Origin of the sequence: Burkholderia sp. KJ006 (genome assembly GCF_000262695.1) — a bacterium.
In the GTDB taxonomy this organism is placed as follows: Bacteria; Pseudomonadota; Gammaproteobacteria; order Burkholderiales; family Burkholderiaceae; genus Burkholderia; species Burkholderia vietnamiensis.
Genome location: NC_017921.1, coordinates 1,219,603 through 1,237,753, shown reverse-complemented (window position 1 = coordinate 1,237,753; position 18,151 = coordinate 1,219,603). Strand labels below are relative to the sequence as shown.

The window sequence follows — 18,151 nt, the reverse complement described above, 5'->3', positions numbered from 1 at the left end:
GTGCTTCCCTATTCCTGAGGCTCGTTGTCGATCTCGGCGTGCTTCGAGTCGAGAAACAGACGCCAAGGATCGTTGCCGATGTGGTACTTCAGCTTTGAAGACTGTTTGGTGAACGTACGCCCCGTATACCCTGCTTCGTCGAGCATGCCGCTATCAACGATCCGCCCGGTTGAGTCTTTCACCGCATACGGAATATGGTGCAAGGGAAGCGAGAATTCCTTGCCGAGCAGCGGACTGACATCGAGCCGTTGGCTGAACATTTCAATGCCAGCGGGGACGGGCAATTGCGGAACCGGCAGATTCAGAGACTGCGCTCCCTGCTTCTGAATGGTGAGTACTTTCAGGAATAGGTCGCCCGGGCCGCCCAGTGTGATATTGCCGTCCGCGATCTTGATGAACGCCCCGCCACACTCGAGAATGAGTTCTTTCGCGGCGGAGAGATTCACCTTTCCGTTCGCACTGGCGATGCTTACATCCTTCTCTGCCGTGAGTGCCATGGCGTTGCTCTGCGCCTGCAACTCGACTGGCCCCTTAGCCGCAAAGATCTTGATTCCAAGCTTCTGCGCGAACAACGAGACCGCCTCGCCCGCGGCCGCCGTGAAACGCTTCATCACGCTGAAGTCAGCGTTCTTGCCAGCCACCGCCGAGATACTCTCCTTCGCAGCCATCTGCACGCCGCCGCCTGCCACGACGCCGATCGAGGCCGGCGCACTCGCCAGTAAGCCCGGCTGCTTCAGACCGTCGAACTCGTCCTTCATCTGCTGTTGCGCATCCGTGCCGGCCGGAATCGCCTTAGCCGTACGCGCCGCGTCGCCCAGCGACTTCGCCAACGCCAGCGCCTGCTCCAGTTGCGCGATCGTCTCCTGCATGTCGAGTTGCTTCCCGCTCGCACCCGGGCGGTCGTAGGCCGTCAGATGCAGCCCCTTGCCCGCGCGCTCGACACCGTGACCCGACGTGCGCAGTTCGAAACCCTCACCGCGCCGCTCCAGTTTCTCGTCGACCAGATAGCCAAGATCGAGATGGCTCGTACCCGAATGCTCGGTGCTGAGCTTGACGCCCTCCTGCCCCGCCCAGTCCTCCATCCGCAGTTTGTTGTTCGACTGCGTGCGAATCACGTTGCGCGACAGCCAGCGGCGATCGCTCGTCACCAGATCGCGCGCCTGACTGTGATGGTGGAAACCGATGATCTCCGGCTTGTCGGGGTCCGCGTCCCGGAACGCGATCACCGCTTCATCGTTGTCCAGCGCCGAGAAGTGGAAGCCCGTCTGTAACTTGCCCGCGAAGGGCTTTGCCAGCCGCAGCGGCACGCTTTCCCCGCCCGCCGGCCAGTCCGCGAAGTCCACGTCGAACCGGACCGTGTAGTAGCCTGCCGCCGTCAGGTAAGCGTATTTGTAGTTGTCGGGGCTCGTCACCCGAGCGCTCAGCGTCCCGGCAATCTTCGGCCACTTCGCGTCTTCGAGCTGGAGCCGGAAGCGCCGGTTAGCGGGAATCGCCTTATAGCTGTTCGTATAGGCCCGATCGCGCGCGCCGCGATGCGTCACTTCGATCACCACCTGTCCGTCGGGTGCATCGGGCAATACCGTGTCGAGATTCAGCACGCGCCCGGCCTGCAGCGCCAGCACGTTGCTCTCGCCTTCGTACACGATCTGCCATGCGATCGCCGCTTCATGGCGCAGTTGCGCCTCCCATTTCGCGCCGTCCTGATCGAGATGGTGAGTGCCGTAGACGTAGGTCTGGCCGTACGTGGTCGGATCCTGCGGTGCAACGTTTGCGTCGTCCCGGAAACGCTCCCACGCCTGCTCGGGGTTGTAATCGGCCACGACAAACGACTGCGGCACGGTCACCGTATGCGTCTTGAGTGCGGTCACCGCCTCGGCGCCGGTCGCCTCCAGCCCCGCAGTCTCGCGATACGCCGCCGTCAAGTGCGGGTCCCACTGGTAATGGTCGACGTCGTCGGCAAACACCACCTGATCGCCATGCTCGGTCTCGACGATGTAGCTGTAGATGCCGGCCTTCTGCATCAGCATCTGAACATACGACAGGTCGTCGAGCTTGTACTGGAAGCGGAACAGGTGCTTCGGATACTCGCGGCGCAGCCGGAATGCGAACTGGTGGCCTTCCAAGCCATGGCTGCGCAGCACTGCCTCAATGATCTGCGGCGTCGTCTGGTGCTGGTAGATACGGCTGGTGCTCACCGCTTCCAGTCGCGCGAAGTGCGACTTCAGCACGATCTCGTACTTGGTGAAGTCCGCGGTGGTCTGCAGCGTCGAGAAGCGCGCGATAAAACCGGAGAAACGATGTGGCACACCATCGTCAGGCACGATCGTGCAGACCGCGTCGCGATTCAGATAGTCAGTGCGGGCCAGCTGCAGCGGATGCGTGAGCACCACTCGCACCTCGGTGGGATATCCCATCCGCTCGACCGCCATCACCGACACGACCGAGAGTGCAACTGCGCTCTCGGTCCCCGGCACCTCGAAGAAATATGCCTGGCGCCCCGACACCCCGGTCAAGTCCGATACGAACCGCCTCGCATCGTCAAACAGGTTCGACATTGTTGTAACCCCGTATCCAGATAGCGCTGCTAAACACCCGCCTCGCGCTCAGAGCCGAGGAAGAACAGTAACTACACTCGCCCTTGTCGTGGAAGAGCGAGCGTGCATTATTCAGGCCGTTTGTTGTATTTATCCGAAGTCTGACAATTGTTCACGTATTTCGCTATTTTTAAGATGTTCGCCATGCTATATGTCGCATTCCTCTGTTATCCGGCCATGCCAGATGCAACGTCCGATGAGTGAAGGCGCTCAGTGCGACCAATACACCGACGCCAAATTATCTTCAGAAATGCGCATAAATACGATTGCGTGCATCGATTCCGATTTGATCGATTGGTATCTGGCTGAATTGGACGATCAACTCGGCAGACAGCTCGACGCCATCCTCCACCACTGCGCATTTCAGACACTCGAATCGACGTGGCGCGGCCTGCAATTCCTGGTGGATCGGACTGATTTTCGACAAAACGTCAAAATCGAGGTGCTTGATGTCTCGAAAGAAGCGCTGCGTCAAGACTTCGAAGATGCACCGGACATCATCCAGAGTGGCCTGTTCCGGCTGACATACGTCGGCGAATACGACATGCCGGGCGGGCAGCCCATCGCCGCGATCGTCTCGGCCTTTGAATTCGATCACGGCGGCCCGGACATCGCACTATTGCGCAATATCTCGAAAGTCGCGGCCGCGGCCCATATGCCGTTCATCGGCGCCGTCTCGCCTGCGTTCTTCGGGAAAACCACGATGGAAGCCGTCGCAGGCATCCGCGATCTGCCGAGCTGGTTCGAGCGGGCCGAATACCTGAAGTGGAAAGGCTTCCGTGAAACTGAGGATGCACGCTACATCGCGCTCACAATGCCGCGATTCCTTGCACGTTTGCCGTACGGATTCGATACGATGCCCGTGCGCGCATTCAATTACACCGAGAATGTCAGGGAATCTGGTCGCAGCGCATATCTGTGGACAAGCGCGGCGTTCGCTTTTGCGGTCAATATCGTGCGCAGCTTCGTACGAAACGGTTGGTGTGTGCAGATTCGCGGCCCGCAAGCGGGTGGCGTCATCAATGACATTCCCGCGCATCGGTACGACCTCGGCGCCGGGCAACTGGGTAAGATTTCCACGGACGCATTGATTTCGGAAACACGCGAGAATGAATTCGCCGATATCGGCCTAATTCCCCTTTCGTATACCCGCAATCACGATCAAACGTGTTTCTTCTCGGCGCATTCAACGCAACGGCCGCGATCTTACGATGCACGCGACGCCTCCGCGAATAGCCGGATCAATGCCCGTTTACCGTACATCTTCTTGCTGTCACGGATCGCACATTACCTGAAGCTCATCCAGCGCGAAAACATCGGCACGACGCGCGATAGCCGATTGCTGGAGCTCGAGCTGAATACCTGGATTAAATCGCTTGTCACGGAAATGACCGATCCCGGCGATGAACTTCAGGCGGCACACCCGCTGCGGCACGCCAAGGTCACGGTCGAGGACATCGAGGACAACCCGGGGTTCTTCCGCATCAAGCTGTTCATCGTCCCGCATTTTCAGATCGAGGGCGTCGACATCAACCTCTCCCTGGTTTCGCAGATGCCTAAAGCGAAACATTGAACGCGTTCCGTCGCGCACCTCTACACCGCTACTTCCATTCCAGAATCCAACAAGATGAAGATAACCAGACCGCTGTGGGCCAAGGGGATTTTCATGACGCCGCAGCACTTCCAGCAGCAGGCGATATGGGAACAATACGTCCATGACCGTGTAGCACGTATCGCGAGCCCCGACGCTTGGGGTGCCGTCAACGTTGCGCTCGACAGCGAAGCACTGAGCGTCAATCGACTGCAGTGCACGGCGCTCGGGCTGCGCCTGCCGGACGGTACGCTGATCGATAGTGAAACGGCCGACTGGCTTCCTGCGGCACGCAGTCTCGACGACGTGCCGACAACGGTCGACACTGTGACCGTGCTTGCTGGTGTAGCACTGATGGACGCTCAGGGCGGCAACTGCGTCGAACCCGGCGAAAAGCCTGCGCGGCCGCGGCGCGTGACCCGCGAATACAAGCACGTTGCCGATCTGAACGGCGACGGACAGGAAGAAATCAGTGTCGAGCGCAACGTGGTAGCCCTTCTGTTCGACTTCGAGCAGGCCGGAGACTACGTCACCTGTCCGATCGCGCGGCTCGTGCGCACGCCACAAGGGCGGTTCGAACAGGACAAGAGCTTCGTCCCGCCGTGCCTGTTCCTGTCGGCGAGCGATCGCCTCGTGCATCGCGCGCAGCGCATCTCCGAAATCCTGTCTGCCAAGAGCGCCAGCCTTGCGGTGCGCCGCAAAGAGCGCTCGGATCAGATCGCCGATTTCGCCGTGTCCGACGTGGCGCTCTTCTGGCTATTGCATAGCGTCAATAGCACCTGGCCCGAACTCGCCCGTCTCGTACAGGCGCCAGACCAGCATCCGGAACGGCTCTACGCCGTGCTTGCCCGCTTGGCCGGTTCACTGCTGACGTTCTCTACGACCGAGTCGCTCCAGGCGATTCCGCTATACGATCACCACGCACCGGAGCCGATGTTTGCCGAGCTCGAATCGCTGATCAGAACACTGCTCGACGCCGTGATTCCGTCCCGAGTCGTGCCGATTGCACTCGAGCGCGTGCGCGCGACCATATGGGTTGGCCGAATCAACGACGAGCGGCTGACGGAAGGCGCTGAATACTATCTGTCGGTTCAGGCCGCCATGCCCGCACACGCCCTCATCGAGCACCTGCCGCGCCTCTGCAAGGTCGGCGCACCGGACGAAGTCGAGCAGATCGTCAATTCCGCACTGCTCGGCATCGCACTGCGACCGATGTCGCGCCTGCCTGCCGCGATTCCCGTGCGGATAGAAAACCAGTACTTCGCGCTGGACAGCAACGATGCCGCGTTCAAACGGATGATCGACGCGCATGCCTGCCAGATCTACGTGCCGGCGTCGATTCCTGAAGCGTCGCTCGAGCTGTATGCGGTGCTGCCGTCATGAGTGCGGTGACGATGGCAGATTCGCCCCTGCTCCCGGTTGCGTTACGTGACACGGCACGCACGGTCACCGCACTGGCCGAAGAGCCGCTGTCGTTCGACGCGCTTCGAGGCCAATGCAACACGCAGATCGACCAACTGCGCTCCGATCTGGGCTTGCGGGGCCTCCAGGATCACGTGATCAACGATGCGGTCTACGCGCTGTGCGCACTGCTCGACGAGGCCGCATTGAAGCACCTCACGGGAGAAGCTCGCGAAAGCTGGGAGAAGCGGCCGCTCCAGGAGGAACGTTTCTCGAGAAACGATGCCGGCGAGGAGTTGGTACGACGCATCGAGGATCGCTTGCTCGAGCCACGGTCGCCGCGGGTGCTGCTTGCGATATTCGCCGCGGTGCTGTCGCTTGGCTTCACCGGACGGTTTGCGATGGACGGGAGTACAGCGCGTGCGGCGCTTATTCGCACCCTCGACGAACGGCTTGGGCGCACGACTGCGGCGGAGGACAACCCCGCAGCGGCTGCTTCGATCGTGGTGAACAGCACCGACGCCCGCCCGCAGCGCATTTCTCCGCTGACTTGGGTGGTCGCCTCGTGCGTCGCCGTCGGCGTCGCCTGGTTCATGGTCGATCGATGGTTCATCGCGTCGATTGCTCAGCTGGCGCGATAGAGGAGATTGGCCATGTGGACAGGTCCTGGGTTGTTCGAGCGAATCACCCGACATTTTGCGGACGGTTCGGCAGTAGACGACTTCGCCGCGGAGGTTCAGGTCTTTCTTTCGGTTCGCGACAATATCGAGCGCATCTTGAACAGCCGACGCGGATCGCTCGCTCATCTCCCGGACTACGGGCTGGATGACCTATCGGCGATCTATCGGCATCTGCCGTCCTCCGCGCACAAGCTCCAGCGCGCGATCGAGGCCACCCTGCTCGCCTACGAACCGCGGCTCAAGAAGGTGGAAATCGAAATTCATCCGCCCGAACCAGGCATGTTGATCAGCTTCACGATGGCTTGTCATTTGCATCGCGAAGGCTTGGTCCGCTTCGGCACGAATTTCATGCCGGACGGTAAGACCCGCCTGCGCATGCTCCAGGCTGCACTGGATCGGTACTGACTCCCCCATGGCACCGGTGAAGAACAAATGAGCAAGATCATGATGGCCCTGAAGGGCAATACGACCACGACCGGTGGTGTCGTGCTTGACGGTGACGGGGCCATGCTGGATGACGGCGTGCCGCTCGCAAAACATATGGGGCTGGCGTCATGCCCGCGCTGCGGTCAGAACGGGCCCATTTTCGGAACGGCATTGAGCTGGGGACTGACGAGCACGCGGGGCGTGCGCGACAACGACATCGTGATGTGCCGATGCCCGCCCGGGACCAACCGCGTCATCGCACGCTCGACCATTTACGACGAGTAGACGACGCTCCGATCGCGGCCTTCGGAGAAATCCGATCGACGAGCCGCACACGCGAGGACGGTGCGGATGAACGCGTTCTACCGAATCGCGCCTTCTTCCTCGCCGAAGTCCTGCACCTGATCGGCACCATTCCATACTCCGCCGGCAGCGACGAGTCGGTCGCGCGTTCGCGCGGCATCTGCCGGGATAGCCAGGGCAGAATCTCGGATGACTGCCGCATGCGGCCAGACACTCTCCCACGGCCCGCAAGCCACCGAGCCCGACACACGCGCCCCCCCCACACCCTCCCCACCCAGCATTCCTCCCAATCTCCTACACTGTCTATTCCCGACGAGCGGCGCACGGCCGCCCTTCCCGCCATCGCGATGCGCACGTCACGCGGCGCATCGCCCGACAGGAGCACCGGATGCGATACGAACTCTATTACTGGCCCGAAATCCAGGGCCGCGGCGAATACGTGCGGCTCGCGCTCGAAGCGGCCGACGCCGACTACGTCGACGTCGCGCGCGAAACGGGCCGCGGCATGGGCGTGTCCGCGATGACGCGGATGATGGACAGCACGAAGGCCGAATGCGTGCCGTTCGCGCCGCCGTTCCTGAAAGCGGGCGACGTAGTCGTCGGGCAGACCGCGAACATCCTGCTGTTCCTCGGCCCACGGCTCGGGCTCGCGCCCGACGACGAAGCCGGCCGGCTGTGGGTTCACCAGTTGCAGTTGACGGTCGCCGATTTCGTCACCGAAATCCACGACACGCATCACCCGATCGGCAGCGACCTGTACTACGAAGATCAAAAGGCGGAGGCCGCCGAGCGCGCGGCCGATTTCATCGCCCACCGGCTACCTAAATTCCTCGGCTACTTCGACCGCGTCCTCGCGCAGAATCCACACGACAGCGGCTACCTCGCGGGCGACGCGTTGAGCTACGCGGATCTGTCGATGTTCCAGCTGATCGAAGGCCTGCGCTACGCGTTCCCGAACGCGATGAAGCATGCAGCGCGCAAAGTCGGCGGCCTCGTCGCGCTGCACGACCGCGTCGCCGAGCATCCGGGCGTCGCGCGCTATCTGGCATCGGAGCGCCGCATCGCGTTCAACGAGATGGGGATCTTCCGGCACTACCCCGAGCTCGACAGCTAGCGGCGCATGTCGCGTCAGTCGCCGTAGCGATAGCGGTTGCGCATCGCGTCCAGCGGATTGCCGTCGGCCAGCACGCCGCCGAGGCTGTGGATCACCGCGCTCGCCGCGTTGATCGCCGTCTGCACCGCGCCCTCGATCCAGCCGCCCGTAAACGAGCAGCAGCAGCCGGCCAAGTAAATGCCACGGTCCGTCGAAGGCTCGGCGGCCGTCTGGAACTGGTAGAACAGCGCCTGCGAATGGATGTCCTCGCCCGGATAGTTCAGCTTGAACGCGCCGAGCGCATAGCGGTCCGACAGCCAGTCGTGGCTCGTCACGTTGCGCGCGTAATCGTCGTCGAGCGGACGCAGGTGTGCGGCGAACGCCGGCGACACGACACCGATCTCGGCCACGAGGCGCTGGAACCGTTCGACCTTGTCCGTGAGCGACAGGATCTTGTGCGAATCGTCTTCCCACGTGTAGCTGATCAGCACGACGCCGTGCGCGTCGCAATCGTCGGGCGCGTAGTCGAGGCAGTAGATGCCGCGCGCCAGCGTGTCGGTCTGGATGTTGTGCGGCAGCCCGTGCTTGAGCCAGAACTTGTCGCGGGTCAGCACGAACAGCTTCGACGAACTGACCATGTGCGTATCGTTGATCGCGCGCACGACCTCGGGCGCGAACAGGTTCGCGATGCCGGTGATGCCCATGCCGACCTGCATCGCCCGCGTCGTCGTCGCGACGATCACGCGGTCGAACACCTGCGTCGTCCCATCGTCGAGCGTCAGCGCGAAGGTGCCGTCCGGCTGCTTCTCGACGCGCCGCACGGCCGCGTGCACGACGCGGTCGCGTACGCGCGCGGCTTGCCCGCCGTCGTCGAGCAACCGCTGCGCGAGCGCGAAGATGCCGGCCGGAATCAGCCGCTGGTCGACTTCGAGTTCGTTGACGACGATCCGCAGGATTTCGAGGAACGACGCGCGATAGACCGGCTGAAAACCGCCCGAGCCGATCCCGAGCGTGCCGAACAGCCGCAGGTCCTCGCTCCTGCGCCAGCGCACGCCGCCGGGCGGCGTCGCGCCCGTGAAGATCTTGACGATCGCCGAGTAGAACGACTCGTCGCCGAACCGGTCGATGTACTGCTGCCAGCCGCGACGCGCGTCGTCGTAGCAATGCGCGCGCAGCAGCGCCGTCAGCTCGGCCGGCGCGGGCAGCTGCGTGCCGTCGTCGAGCCGCACGCCGTCGCGTATGAACGCGCGCCAGCCGCGGTCGACGCGGTCGAACAGCGCAGGCGGGCGCTCGCCCGCGGGCCAGCGATACGCGTGCCCCTGGTAATGGATCTCGGTATCGACGACACCCGGATCGGGAAACGTCGACGAGCTGTCGATGCCGAACCGCTCGAGATAGTGGTACAGCGCGGCCTGCGATGGCGGGAAACGCATCGCGCCCATTTCGGCGAGCAGGTGCGGATGGTCGGGATTGATCGACTGCGACAGCAGCCGGCCGCCCACGCGCGCCGGGTTCGCCTCGAACACGACGAGCTGCCGCGCACCCGCGCGCAGCAGCTCGCACGCGGCGACGAGGCCGCCCACGCCAGCGCCGACGATCGCGATCCGCGCGTCGCGCGCGCCATCCGCCGGCAGCGTGCCGAGGTGTCCGCCGGTGCGGGCCAGGAAGGCGCCGTAGTCGTACAGCGTGTCGATGTACGGCAGCGTGCGCGACAGAAATTCAGGAGCGTTCATGGGATCGGGGTCGGTAAGGAGCGTGCGCGGCGCACGCGGTCACATCGGCAGCTGGATGCTGCCGAGCGGCGCGTCGGCATTGACGAGATCGACGCGCTTCACGTGGATGCGCAACGCGTCGTCGCGCACCGCCAGCGCGTGCGTGTACCAGCCGGCGAACAAGGTCTGCTCGTCGCGCCGTGTTTCGACGTAGTGAAACGGCGTGCGCAGCAGGTACGCGCCGTGATCGGGCTCAGCGCGATCGACCTGCGGCCGCTGCAGCAGATGATGACCGCGGCTCGCCGGCTGCTGCGAGAACGTGCGGCGCCCGCCGAGCCGCTCGATGCGGATGCGCAGCAGCAGCAGGTCCTCGTCCATCAGCGCGCCGTGCAGCTCGGTGTCGGGCTGATCCGGCGACAGCGGCATCCAGTAGCGCGCATCGTCCGCGTACATCGAGAGCCATTCGTCGTAGCGCCGCTCGTCGAGCAGGCGCGCCTCGCGATAGACGAACGCGACGAGCTCATCGTCACTGAATACGCGCATCGGCGGCCTCCTGCGTCGACGCGGGCGCGATGTAGCGCAGCCATGCGCGGAACTGGTTGCGGATCTGCTGCTCGCTGGTGCCGTTCGTCACGAACGTCGGCTGCGCGAACTCCTGCGGATCGAACAGACGACCGACGTGCACCCAGTCGCGCGACTGCGTCGCGAGCCCGCGCTGCGCGCGCTCGTACATCTCGAGATCGTCGTGCGCGACGATCGACGTCGGCGCATTGATCAGGCGGTTGTATGCGAGCGTGCGCTCGAACAGCGAGTCCGGTGCGCCGACCAGCCGGAACGACCACGACTCGACCAGCGTGCGATCGACGGCGAGCGGCTTGAACACGCGCAGGATCTGGATCGGCCCCTTCACCATCGCATTCGGGAACAGCACGGTGTTGTGACGCACCTCGCCGAGAATGCGCGCGGCGCGCGCTTCGCCATAGGCGGCGACCATCTTCTCGTGATAGCCGGGAATCGGCGTATAGCGCGCATGGATCGAATCGGCGGTGCCGGTATGCCCGTGCCCGTTGGGCCACACGCGCAGCCCCATCTGCTCGAAGAACGCGTGCGGCTGGATGAACGGCTCGAGCAGTTCGACCGCCATCGGCTTCGCGTGCTGCGCGCCGTCGCGCTCCCACACGCGCACGGCCGTGCCGGCCGACGATTCGTGCGCGACCATCGGATGACAGGTGTCGGTCTGGTTCTCGACCAGCATTTTCCAGTTGCAGCCGTGCACGTAGCGGAACACGCCGCCGGCGACTTCGACGCGCCCTTCCGGCGAACGGTCGACCAGATTGTCGAGCGACGACAGCGCGTCGCCGAAATACGCGTGAAAATCGACGCCGGACGGGTTCAGCCGGCAGAACACGAAGCCGCGATGGTCATGCACCGCGCCGACCGCCTGCATCCCCTTGCTCGCCTCGCACGATGCGAAGCCCGTGTTCTCGTAGCCGCGCCGCAGCGGGATCGCGTAGAGGCTGCCGTCGGTCCGATACGACCACGCGTGATACGGGCAGCGGAAGAACGCGCCCGTGTTGCCGCACGCGTCCGTCACCAGCTGCGTGCCCTTGTGCGAGCAGCGATTGTGGAGCACCCGCACCGACCCGTCGTCGTGGCGCACCATCACGACCGGCTCCGCGCCGATCGTCGTCGTCACGTAGTCGCCCGTCCGCGGAATCTGGCTCGTGTGGCCGACGTAGACCCACGTGTTGCGGAACAGCTCGCGCATCTCCAGCTCGAAGATGCGCGGCGACAGATAGAGGTCCTTGTGCACCTCGGTGTCGCGCACGAGCGACGCCGGCTCGTCGATGAACGGTTGCGCCGTCATGCGTGCCTCCGGCTGCGCACGCGCGAACGCCGCGCGCCGGCGCGGCGCGCGGTGTCGATTGCTTTTGTTGTCATCTCTCAGGTTCTGCTTGATATGGCGCCCGGAAGCGCATGCGCGTGCCGCCGCACCGCGCGGCACGCGTCGTTGCGGGTAACGGTCAGCCCGTCACCGGTGTTTCGTGCAGCCGCAGCCAGCCGATGCGGCCGTCCGCATCGCGTTCGAACACGACGGTCGAGCGGCGCACGGTACGCCGGCCGGCTTCGTCGGTCTGCGTCTCGCGATACGCGATCGCCGCGCCGCGCTGCCATGCGCTCACTTCGTGCAGCTCGTCGATCGCGATGCGCAGGCCGGGCCGCGCGCCGTAGCCGCGCGAGAACAGGATGTCGATATCGGCGTAGTCGAGCGCATGGCCCTGCAGCGAGATCATCGAGAACGCGCGCGAGAAGCGCGCGAGCAGCGGCGCGAGCGCGTCGCGCGTGGCGCGGCCGGACAGCCATTGCTCGATGTCGACGTGCGCATCGATCACTTCCTGGAAATACGGGTTTGACGGATTCATGCTGGAACTCACGAACGTTGGGAAGCCGCGCGCGCGGCAGGCGCACGATGCGTGGCGAGGCGTGCGACGAACGGCAGCGGCAGCAGCGTCGCCAGCGCGGCCAGCCCGAAGCATTGCTGGTAAGGCAGCTGCGCGGCGCCGCCCTGCAGCGACAGCAGCAGGTTCAGCGCGCTGCCCAGCACCGCGACGCCGAGACAGAAACTCAGTTGCCGATTGATGTTCCACAGCGCGCTCGCGTCGCCCATCCGCGCGGCCGGCACGTCGACGAACGCCGCGCTTTGCGACGTGCTCGTGCACATGCTGGCGCCCAGCCCCATCGCGACGAACGCGAGCACGCGCCCGGCCTCGAGCGCGGCGAGCGGCGTCGCGAGCAGCACGATGCCGATCGCATCGATCGCGATCCCGCAGACGAACAGCGGTTTCGGCCCCCACTTCGGAAAGCAGCGGCGCGTGGTCGCGATCGCGGCGAACGACGCGATCGCCCACGGCACCATCAGCGCGCCCGTATGGGTCGCACTGAGCCCGAGCGCGTTCTGCAGATACAGCGCGGCGACGAGGTTCACGCCCGTGAACACGCCGGGCACGCACAGATAGACGATCAGCCCGATGCGCAGCAGCGGCTGCGCGACCAGGCGCAGATCGAGCAACGGCGCCGCGGCGCGGCGCGCATGCAAGACATACGCGGCGCCGGCCGCGCTCGCGATCGCGAGCGGCACGAGCGCGTCGCCGCCCGCACCCGGCTGGCCCGCGAACGTGAGCCCGAGCAGCAGCGCGACGAGCGCCGTGGCGCTCAACCCGAGGCCGCGAAAGTCCAGCGCCGGCTGGTTGCCGTCCGGCGCGTCGGCCGGCAGCCATGCGAACGCGAGCACGCTCGTGAGCGCGGCGAGCGGCAGCATCCCGAAGAAGATCGCGCGCCACGATGCGCGGTCCACGACCACGCCGCCGAGCGCTGGCGACAACGCGGGCACGAGCAGCGCGACCATCATCACGATCGACGTCAGATGCGCGCGCGCCTCGGGCGGATACGCGCGATACGCCATCGTCTGGCCGACGGGGATCAGCAAGCCGCCGCCGAGGCCCTGCACCAGCCGCCATGCCAGCAAGGCGCCGATCGACGCCGACAGGCCGACGCCGAGGCTGCCCAACGCGAACAGCAGCAGCGATGCGATCAGCAGCCGGCGCTCGCCGAAGCGCCGCGCGAGCCAGGTGCCGAGCGGAATCACCACCGTGAGCCCGAGGACGTACGTGTTGCCGATCCACGCGAGCTGCGCGACCGACGCGTGCAGCTCGCGCTGGATCGTCGGATAGGCCGCGTTGATGACGAACATGTTCGCCAGGTCGATCGCGAACCCGAGCAGGTAGACGGCAGCGATTTTCGAGCGATCGGTCATGACGGCGGAAAACGTACGGAACGCCGCAGTGTAAGGTTCGGCGCGGCCGTCGATAAGACCGTCCGGGCGGCCACACTGGTCGAAAAATTTTGACAATCGAGGCACCATGTCGGTTTTCCGCCCAGCATCCGACACGCTATGGTGAGTCTCGATCGTTTCGCCGTCTTCCGCGCCGTCGTGGAAACGGGGTCGTTTACGGCCGCCGCCGCCCAGCTGAATCAGGCGCGCGCCGCCGTCAGTTTCAACATCAAGCAGCTGGAGGCCGAGCTCGGCGTCACGCTGCTCACGCGCACCACGCGGCGCGTCGAGCTGACCGACGCGGGCGAGCGCTTCTACGCGCGCTGCGTGCGCGTGCTGGAGGAAGCCGAAAGCGCGATCGACGACGCGCGCAGCGAGCATGGCGGGATGCACGGCGTGCTGCGCGTGACGTCCACGGTCGAGTACGGAACGATGGTCGTCGCGCCGGCGCTGCACGCGTTCATGCAGCGCCACCCGGCGCTACGCGTGCGGCTCGAGACCCATGCGACTCAGGTCGACCTGGTGCGCGAGCGTGTCGACGTCGCGATTCGGCTCGGCCGCCTCGAGCAGTTCCAGGATCTGCCCTACCGCGGCGCGTGCCTCGCGACCTACGAGGTGCGGCCGGTGATCGCGCCTTCGCTGCTCGCCGAGGCCGGCCTGTCGCAGATCGGCTCGCCGGAGCTGCTTGCCCGGCTGCCGCAACTCGGCCATACGCGGCTCGAGCGGATCGCCACGTGGACGCTCACCGATCGCGACGGCAACCCGCATGCGTTTCGCCCGGGCGCGAAGCCGCGCGTGGTGGTCGACAACGCGTCGGTGCTGCGCGTGCTCGCGCGGCAAGGCAGCGGCGTCGCGCTGCTGCCCGAGTGGCTCGTGCGCGACGACCTTGCGAGCGGCGCGCTGGTCGATGCGCTGCCCGGCTACCGGTTTCCGCCGCAGGCCGTCTATGCGCTGTACCCGTCGACCGCACACGTGCCGCAGAAGGTGCGCGCGTGGGTCGACTTCATGAAAGCGTATCTGGCCTGAGCCGGCGCCGCATGCGCAGGCTCACGCGCGTGCCGCATCGTCCCGCAGCCGTGCGTCGACGCGTGCCGCGATCGCCAGCAGGCGGCGGTCGCCGCCCCACGGGCCTTCGAGCATGAGCCCGACCGGCAGCCCCGTTTGCGCGGAGCGGCCGGCCGGCAGCGACACCGACGGTACGCCGGCGAGCGACGCGGGCGAGGTCTGACGCGCGACGCGCGCGAACAGCGCCGCGTCCTGCGCGGCCGTCATCGCAGCGGTGGCGTCGAGCAACGGCGCCTCGCCCGGCACCGTCGGCATCGCGATGCAGTCGACCGGCGTACCGAATGCGTCGTCGTACCAGCGCACGATGCGCCGACGCCAATCGAGCGCATCGGCGTAGGACTGTGCATCGATCGGCGCGGATACGAACGAACGGAAGATCGCGCGGACGTCGTCGCTCGCGATCCGTTCGACGAACGTGTCGAACGGGATGCCGAGCCGTTGCGTCGCGAAACGACGCCAGTACAGGCTGGCCTCGAATGCCGCAATCGGAAAGCCGCACGCTTCGCTCGCGTCGTGCAGCTGCCGCGCGGGCAACGGCACGAGCGTCGCGCCGGCCGCCGCGCAGGACGCGAGCGCGCGTTCGATGCAGGCCGCGACGCTGGGATCCAGCTCGTCGAAATACGGCGCGGCCGGCACGCCGATGCGCAGCTGCGACCAGCCGGGTGCGGCGGCAATGCCGTCGTCACGCGTCAGCACCGCATCGAGCAGGAGCAGATCGTCGATGTGCCGGGCGATCGGCCCGACCGTATCGCGCGTGTGCGACAGCGACAGCACGCCGTGCGACGAATAGCGCTGCGCGGACGGCCGCAAGCCGTACACGCCGCAAAATGCGGCGGGAATGCGCACCGAACCGCCGGTGTCGGTGCCGAGGCCGAACGGAATGCCGGCCGCGACGACCGCGGCCGTACCGCCGCTCGAGCCGCCCGCGATACGGCGCGGGTCGTGCGGGTTGCCGACCGCACCGAACTGCCGGTTGCCGCTCGTGATGCCGAACGCGAGCTCGTGCATGTTGGCCTTGCCGAGCGGCACCGCGCCGGCGTCGAGCAGGCGCCGGACGGTCAGCGCATCGTGCGTCGCGCGATAGCCGTTCACTGCGGGGCTCGCGCCGAGCGTCGGCAGGTCGGCGGTGTCGAGGTTGTCCTTGATGACGAACGGCACGCCGGCGAGCGGCAGCGCGTCGCCTTGTGCGATACGCACATCGATGCGCTCGGCCGTGCGGCGTGCGAGTTCGGCATCGACGTGCACCATCGCATTGAGCGGCGCAATGGCGGCGAGGCGCGCGAGTGCATCATCGGCCACGTCGACGGCACGGCACGCGCCGTGGCACACCGCGTCGGCAAGCCCGCGCACGCTCGCATCGGAAATGAAGGGAGAGGAAGAAACGCGGTTCGGCTGTGTTGTCATGTTGTGTGCTGGACGCGGAATCGATCGGGAAACGGGCGGCGTACCGAAGGCCCTGTCCGGCATGCCGCGCGCAGCGCGATGGTAGCCCGGCGCGCGGGCAGGCGCACGTGGGGCATCATGCAGGCGGTTGGGAACGGTCGGGGCGTAGGCGGCCGGGCGCGCGGCGAATTGCAGGCCGAATCGAATCGCAAGCGGCATGGTGCGGATGCGGCGGATACCTCGGATGCCGTGGATGCTGATGCCGCTGATGCCGCCGATGCCGCCGATGGACCGACGGCGCGCGCGCCGTCGGTCCATCAAGCGCACGGCTCGAACCCCATCTGCTCGCGGCCCAGCCCCGTCAGATCGCGCTCGCATGCGCGCCCGTCGAAATCGACCTCGAAATGATCGGCCGGAAAATCCGGCGGGCTCTCGCCGCGCACGAACGCCTGCCGCTGCCGTTGCAGGTACGCATCGTTCTTCGGGCAGCCGGGCGCGGCCGCGATGTACATCACGTTGCTGTCGCCGCTGCCGCGATGCACGTCTTCGACCGCATGCACGACGTCGCCGTGCCAGAACACCGCGTCGCCCGGCTCCATCTGCGGAATCGGCACCAGCGCATCGAGCAGCAGCGCATGCCACTCGGGCAGGATCGACAGCGCGCGGCCGGGCCGCGCGCCGCACAGGTCGTCGTCGGCGACATCGTCCAGCAGCGCGCGCAGCACGACATACGCCATCGCGTTCGCGACCGGGATCAGCTGCAGCGCGCCGTCGCCGGGGCCTTGCGGCGTCAGCGCGGTCCAGCCCTGGAACGTACGGAACATCGAACACACGGCCGGCGACGCAATCTCCTCGACGTCGGGCCGGAACGCCGCGTCGAACGGGTCGTAATCGCGCCAGCGGCCGGCCAGCACGTGCCGATACACGTGCCGGAAATTCGGCCCGAGCCAGCGTTCGACCGACCCGCCGTCGACGTGCGGCGACAGCCCGAGCGTCGTCGAACCCGGCGGCCGGCGACGGATGCGATCCGCGTACGCGGGAACCCGGTCGGGATCGAAATGCGGGCGTGCGCCATCGGCATGACGCCACAGCCGGTTCAGGAACACGCGCGCCTGCGTCAGCGCCGGCGACTGGCGCGCGGCCACCTGCGGCTTCGACCAGTAGACGCCGTAGATCTGCGGCTTGCCGGACGCGAGGTTGCCGAAGTAGCGATCGTCGGCGCGCGCGTGCAGCCGCTCGGCGAAGCGGTTCGCCTCGAGATACGCACCGATCTCGTCGTTCCAGTCGCGCGCCTGCCGCGCATCGAACACGCCGCGGATCACCGCCGCGCCGTGTGCACGGATTGCGTCGATCGTGCGCGGCTCGACCGCGCCGTTCGCGATCTCCGCGAACCGCAGCACCGGAATCGCATCGCGGCCGTGCGCGTGCGTGCGGCGGATCGCGTCGACCTGCCGCGCGATGTCCCCTTCCAGCTCGAGGAACGTCGTCGCATAGCCGGGCAGGTCCGCACGCAGCGCCCGTTTCGCCGCGCGGATCGCGGACGGCACATCGTCTATCGTCAGGGGCATCGTCGTCTCCTCGCTGAACCATGTCGTGATGAGCGCTCAGCGTACGGCCGATACGTCGCCGCGATCGATACTATCCAGCCGACAATCGATACAATCCGGACAACCTAGCCAGGGCGATGGCAGACGACGCACAGCTTGTTGCCGTCCGGATCGCGGAAGTACGCGCCGTAGTAGTCGCGGTGATAGTGGGGCCGCAGGCCGGGCGGCCCCTCGCAGGTGCCGCCGTGCTGCAGCGCGAGCGCGTGGCAGCGGTCGACCTGCGCGCGCGAGTGCGCATCGAACGCGATCGTATGGCCGTTGCCCGGCTCGGGCTGGTGGCCGTCGAGCGGCCGCCCGAAGAAGAACAGCGGCCGATCGGTGTCGGCCGGCATCCAGCCCGACCAGCCGTCCGGCTCGCGGAACTTCAGGCGCAACCCGAGTTCCGCGAACAGCGGCGCGTAAAAATCGTACGCGCGTGCGGTATCGCTGACGCCCACGCAAACATGTGAAAACATGGCTTCGCT

16 protein-coding genes are annotated in these 18,151 nt (G+C 66.0%); 7 read left to right on the top strand and 9 right to left on the bottom strand.

All coding sequences use genetic code 11. The annotated features are described in order from the left end of the window. Positions 1-8: 8 nt before the first annotated feature. On the bottom strand, positions 9-2,555 hold the full coding sequence (locus MYA_RS19595; protein WP_041494105.1) for a DUF2345 domain-containing protein: 2,547 nt from the start codon (positions 2,553-2,555) through the stop codon (positions 9-11). 289 nt (positions 2,556-2,844) lie between these two features. Here MYA_RS19595 and tssC point away from each other — a divergent pair, with 289 nt between their 5' ends. From tssC to MYA_RS19565, 6 genes are all read left to right on the top strand, one after another. Next, positions 2,845-4,167: a type VI secretion system contractile sheath large subunit gene (gene tssC / locus MYA_RS19590; protein WP_014724738.1), complete on the top strand. Its 1,323-nt coding sequence runs from the start codon at positions 2,845-2,847 to the stop codon at positions 4,165-4,167. Between the two features lie 54 nt (positions 4,168-4,221). Continuing rightward, positions 4,222-5,568, top strand: a complete 1,347-nt coding sequence (tssK, locus tag MYA_RS19585; protein ID WP_041494104.1) for a type VI secretion system baseplate subunit TssK — start codon at positions 4,222-4,224, stop codon at positions 5,566-5,568. Beyond that, on the top strand, positions 5,565-6,227 hold the full coding sequence (locus MYA_RS19580) for a DotU family type IV/VI secretion system protein (RefSeq protein WP_041494103.1): 663 nt from the start codon (positions 5,565-5,567) through the stop codon (positions 6,225-6,227). Before tssK ends, MYA_RS19580 begins: the two co-directional genes overlap by 4 nt. A gap of 12 nt (positions 6,228-6,239) precedes the next feature. Then, positions 6,240-6,671, top strand: a complete 432-nt coding sequence (gene tssE / locus MYA_RS19575; RefSeq protein WP_014724735.1) for a type VI secretion system baseplate subunit TssE — start codon at positions 6,240-6,242, stop codon at positions 6,669-6,671. 27 nt (positions 6,672-6,698) lie between these two features. After that, positions 6,699-6,977, top strand: coding sequence for a PAAR domain-containing protein (locus tag MYA_RS19570; protein WP_011881732.1), 279 nt, complete (start codon positions 6,699-6,701; stop codon positions 6,975-6,977). A 406-nt stretch (positions 6,978-7,383) separates the two neighbouring features. Further along, complete coding sequence (locus MYA_RS19565; protein ID WP_014724733.1) at positions 7,384-8,109, top strand: glutathione S-transferase; 726 nt, start codon at positions 7,384-7,386, stop codon at positions 8,107-8,109. Between the two features lie 14 nt (positions 8,110-8,123). Here the strand turns inward: MYA_RS19565 and MYA_RS19560 are convergent, their stop codons facing one another. From MYA_RS19560 to MYA_RS19540, 5 genes are all read right to left on the bottom strand, one after another. Then, positions 8,124-9,821, bottom strand: a complete 1,698-nt coding sequence (locus MYA_RS19560) for a flavin monoamine oxidase family protein (protein WP_011881730.1) — start codon at positions 9,819-9,821, stop codon at positions 8,124-8,126. A 39-nt stretch (positions 9,822-9,860) separates the two neighbouring features. Continuing rightward, positions 9,861-10,343, bottom strand: a complete 483-nt coding sequence (locus tag MYA_RS19555) for an aromatic-ring-hydroxylating dioxygenase subunit beta (protein WP_011881729.1) — start codon at positions 10,341-10,343, stop codon at positions 9,861-9,863. Next, a complete protein-coding gene (locus MYA_RS19550; RefSeq protein ID WP_041494102.1) occupies positions 10,327-11,667 on the bottom strand; it encodes a Rieske 2Fe-2S domain-containing protein in 1,341 nt (446 codons plus the stop codon). The genes MYA_RS19555 and MYA_RS19550 overlap by 17 nt, the downstream gene beginning before the upstream one ends. 157 nt (positions 11,668-11,824) lie before the next feature. Further along, positions 11,825-12,223 (bottom strand): hypothetical protein, encoded by a 399-nt coding sequence (locus MYA_RS19545; RefSeq protein WP_011881727.1) that lies wholly within the window; start codon positions 12,221-12,223, stop codon positions 11,825-11,827. Positions 12,224-12,231: 8 nt separating this feature from the next. Then, positions 12,232-13,614 (bottom strand): MFS transporter, encoded by a 1,383-nt coding sequence (locus tag MYA_RS19540; protein ID WP_041494101.1) that lies wholly within the window; start codon positions 13,612-13,614, stop codon positions 12,232-12,234. A 138-nt stretch (positions 13,615-13,752) separates the two neighbouring features. On the opposite strand from MYA_RS19540, the gene MYA_RS19535 reads away from it, so the two are divergent. Beyond that, the gene (locus MYA_RS19535; RefSeq protein ID WP_011881725.1) at positions 13,753-14,658 is read left to right on the top strand and encodes a LysR family transcriptional regulator; all 906 of its coding nucleotides are present in this window, start codon (positions 13,753-13,755) and stop codon (positions 14,656-14,658) included. 21 nt (positions 14,659-14,679) lie between these two features. Here the strand turns inward: MYA_RS19535 and iaaH are convergent, their stop codons facing one another. The 3 genes from iaaH to MYA_RS19520 form a co-directional block, all read right to left on the bottom strand. Further along, positions 14,680-16,101, bottom strand: coding sequence for an indoleacetamide hydrolase (gene iaaH, locus MYA_RS19530; RefSeq protein WP_148278599.1), 1,422 nt, complete (start codon positions 16,099-16,101; stop codon positions 14,680-14,682). 296 nt (positions 16,102-16,397) lie between these two features. Further along, the gene (locus MYA_RS19525) at positions 16,398-17,648 is read right to left on the bottom strand and encodes a DUF1479 domain-containing protein (RefSeq protein ID WP_014724729.1); all 1,251 of its coding nucleotides are present in this window, start codon (positions 17,646-17,648) and stop codon (positions 16,398-16,400) included. 104 nt (positions 17,649-17,752) lie between these two features. Beyond that, the gene (locus tag MYA_RS19520) at positions 17,753-18,142 is read right to left on the bottom strand and encodes a VOC family protein (protein ID WP_011881722.1); all 390 of its coding nucleotides are present in this window, start codon (positions 18,140-18,142) and stop codon (positions 17,753-17,755) included. Positions 18,143-18,151: the final 9 nt, after the last annotated feature.

What these genes read in the sequence shown, in the direction of transcription:
- MYA_RS19540 (WP_041494101.1), bottom strand. Translation starts at nt 13,614, where the DNA reads ATGACCGATCGCTCGAAAATCGCTGCCGTCTACCTGCTCGGGTTCGCG.
- MYA_RS19560 (WP_011881730.1), bottom strand. Translation starts at nt 9,821, where the DNA reads ATGAACGCTCCTGAATTTCTGTCGCGCACGCTGCCGTACATCGACACG.
- iaaH (WP_148278599.1), bottom strand. Translation starts at nt 16,101, where the DNA reads ATGACAACACAGCCGAACCGCGTTTCTTCCTCTCCCTTCATTTCCGAT.
- tssK (WP_041494104.1), top strand. Translation starts at nt 4,222, where the DNA reads ATGAAGATAACCAGACCGCTGTGGGCCAAGGGGATTTTCATGACGCCG.
- tssE (WP_014724735.1), top strand. Translation starts at nt 6,240, where the DNA reads ATGTGGACAGGTCCTGGGTTGTTCGAGCGAATCACCCGACATTTTGCG.
- MYA_RS19525 (WP_014724729.1), bottom strand. Translation starts at nt 17,648, where the DNA reads ATGCCCCTGACGATAGACGATGTGCCGTCCGCGATCCGCGCGGCGAAA.
- MYA_RS19565 (WP_014724733.1), top strand. Translation starts at nt 7,384, where the DNA reads ATGCGATACGAACTCTATTACTGGCCCGAAATCCAGGGCCGCGGCGAA.
- MYA_RS19555 (WP_011881729.1), bottom strand. Translation starts at nt 10,343, where the DNA reads ATGCGCGTATTCAGTGACGATGAGCTCGTCGCGTTCGTCTATCGCGAG.
- MYA_RS19550 (WP_041494102.1), bottom strand. Translation starts at nt 11,667, where the DNA reads ATGACGGCGCAACCGTTCATCGACGAGCCGGCGTCGCTCGTGCGCGAC.
- MYA_RS19595 (WP_041494105.1), bottom strand. Translation starts at nt 2,555, where the DNA reads ATGTCGAACCTGTTTGACGATGCGAGGCGGTTCGTATCGGACTTGACC.
- MYA_RS19535 (WP_011881725.1), top strand. Translation starts at nt 13,753, where the DNA reads ATGGTGAGTCTCGATCGTTTCGCCGTCTTCCGCGCCGTCGTGGAAACG.
- MYA_RS19520 (WP_011881722.1), bottom strand. Translation starts at nt 18,142, where the DNA reads ATGTTTTCACATGTTTGCGTGGGCGTCAGCGATACCGCACGCGCGTAC.
- MYA_RS19570 (WP_011881732.1), top strand. Translation starts at nt 6,699, where the DNA reads ATGAGCAAGATCATGATGGCCCTGAAGGGCAATACGACCACGACCGGT.
- MYA_RS19545 (WP_011881727.1), bottom strand. Translation starts at nt 12,223, where the DNA reads ATGAATCCGTCAAACCCGTATTTCCAGGAAGTGATCGATGCGCACGTC.
- tssC (WP_014724738.1), top strand. Translation starts at nt 2,845, where the DNA reads ATGCGCATAAATACGATTGCGTGCATCGATTCCGATTTGATCGATTGG.
- MYA_RS19580 (WP_041494103.1), top strand. Translation starts at nt 5,565, where the DNA reads ATGAGTGCGGTGACGATGGCAGATTCGCCCCTGCTCCCGGTTGCGTTA.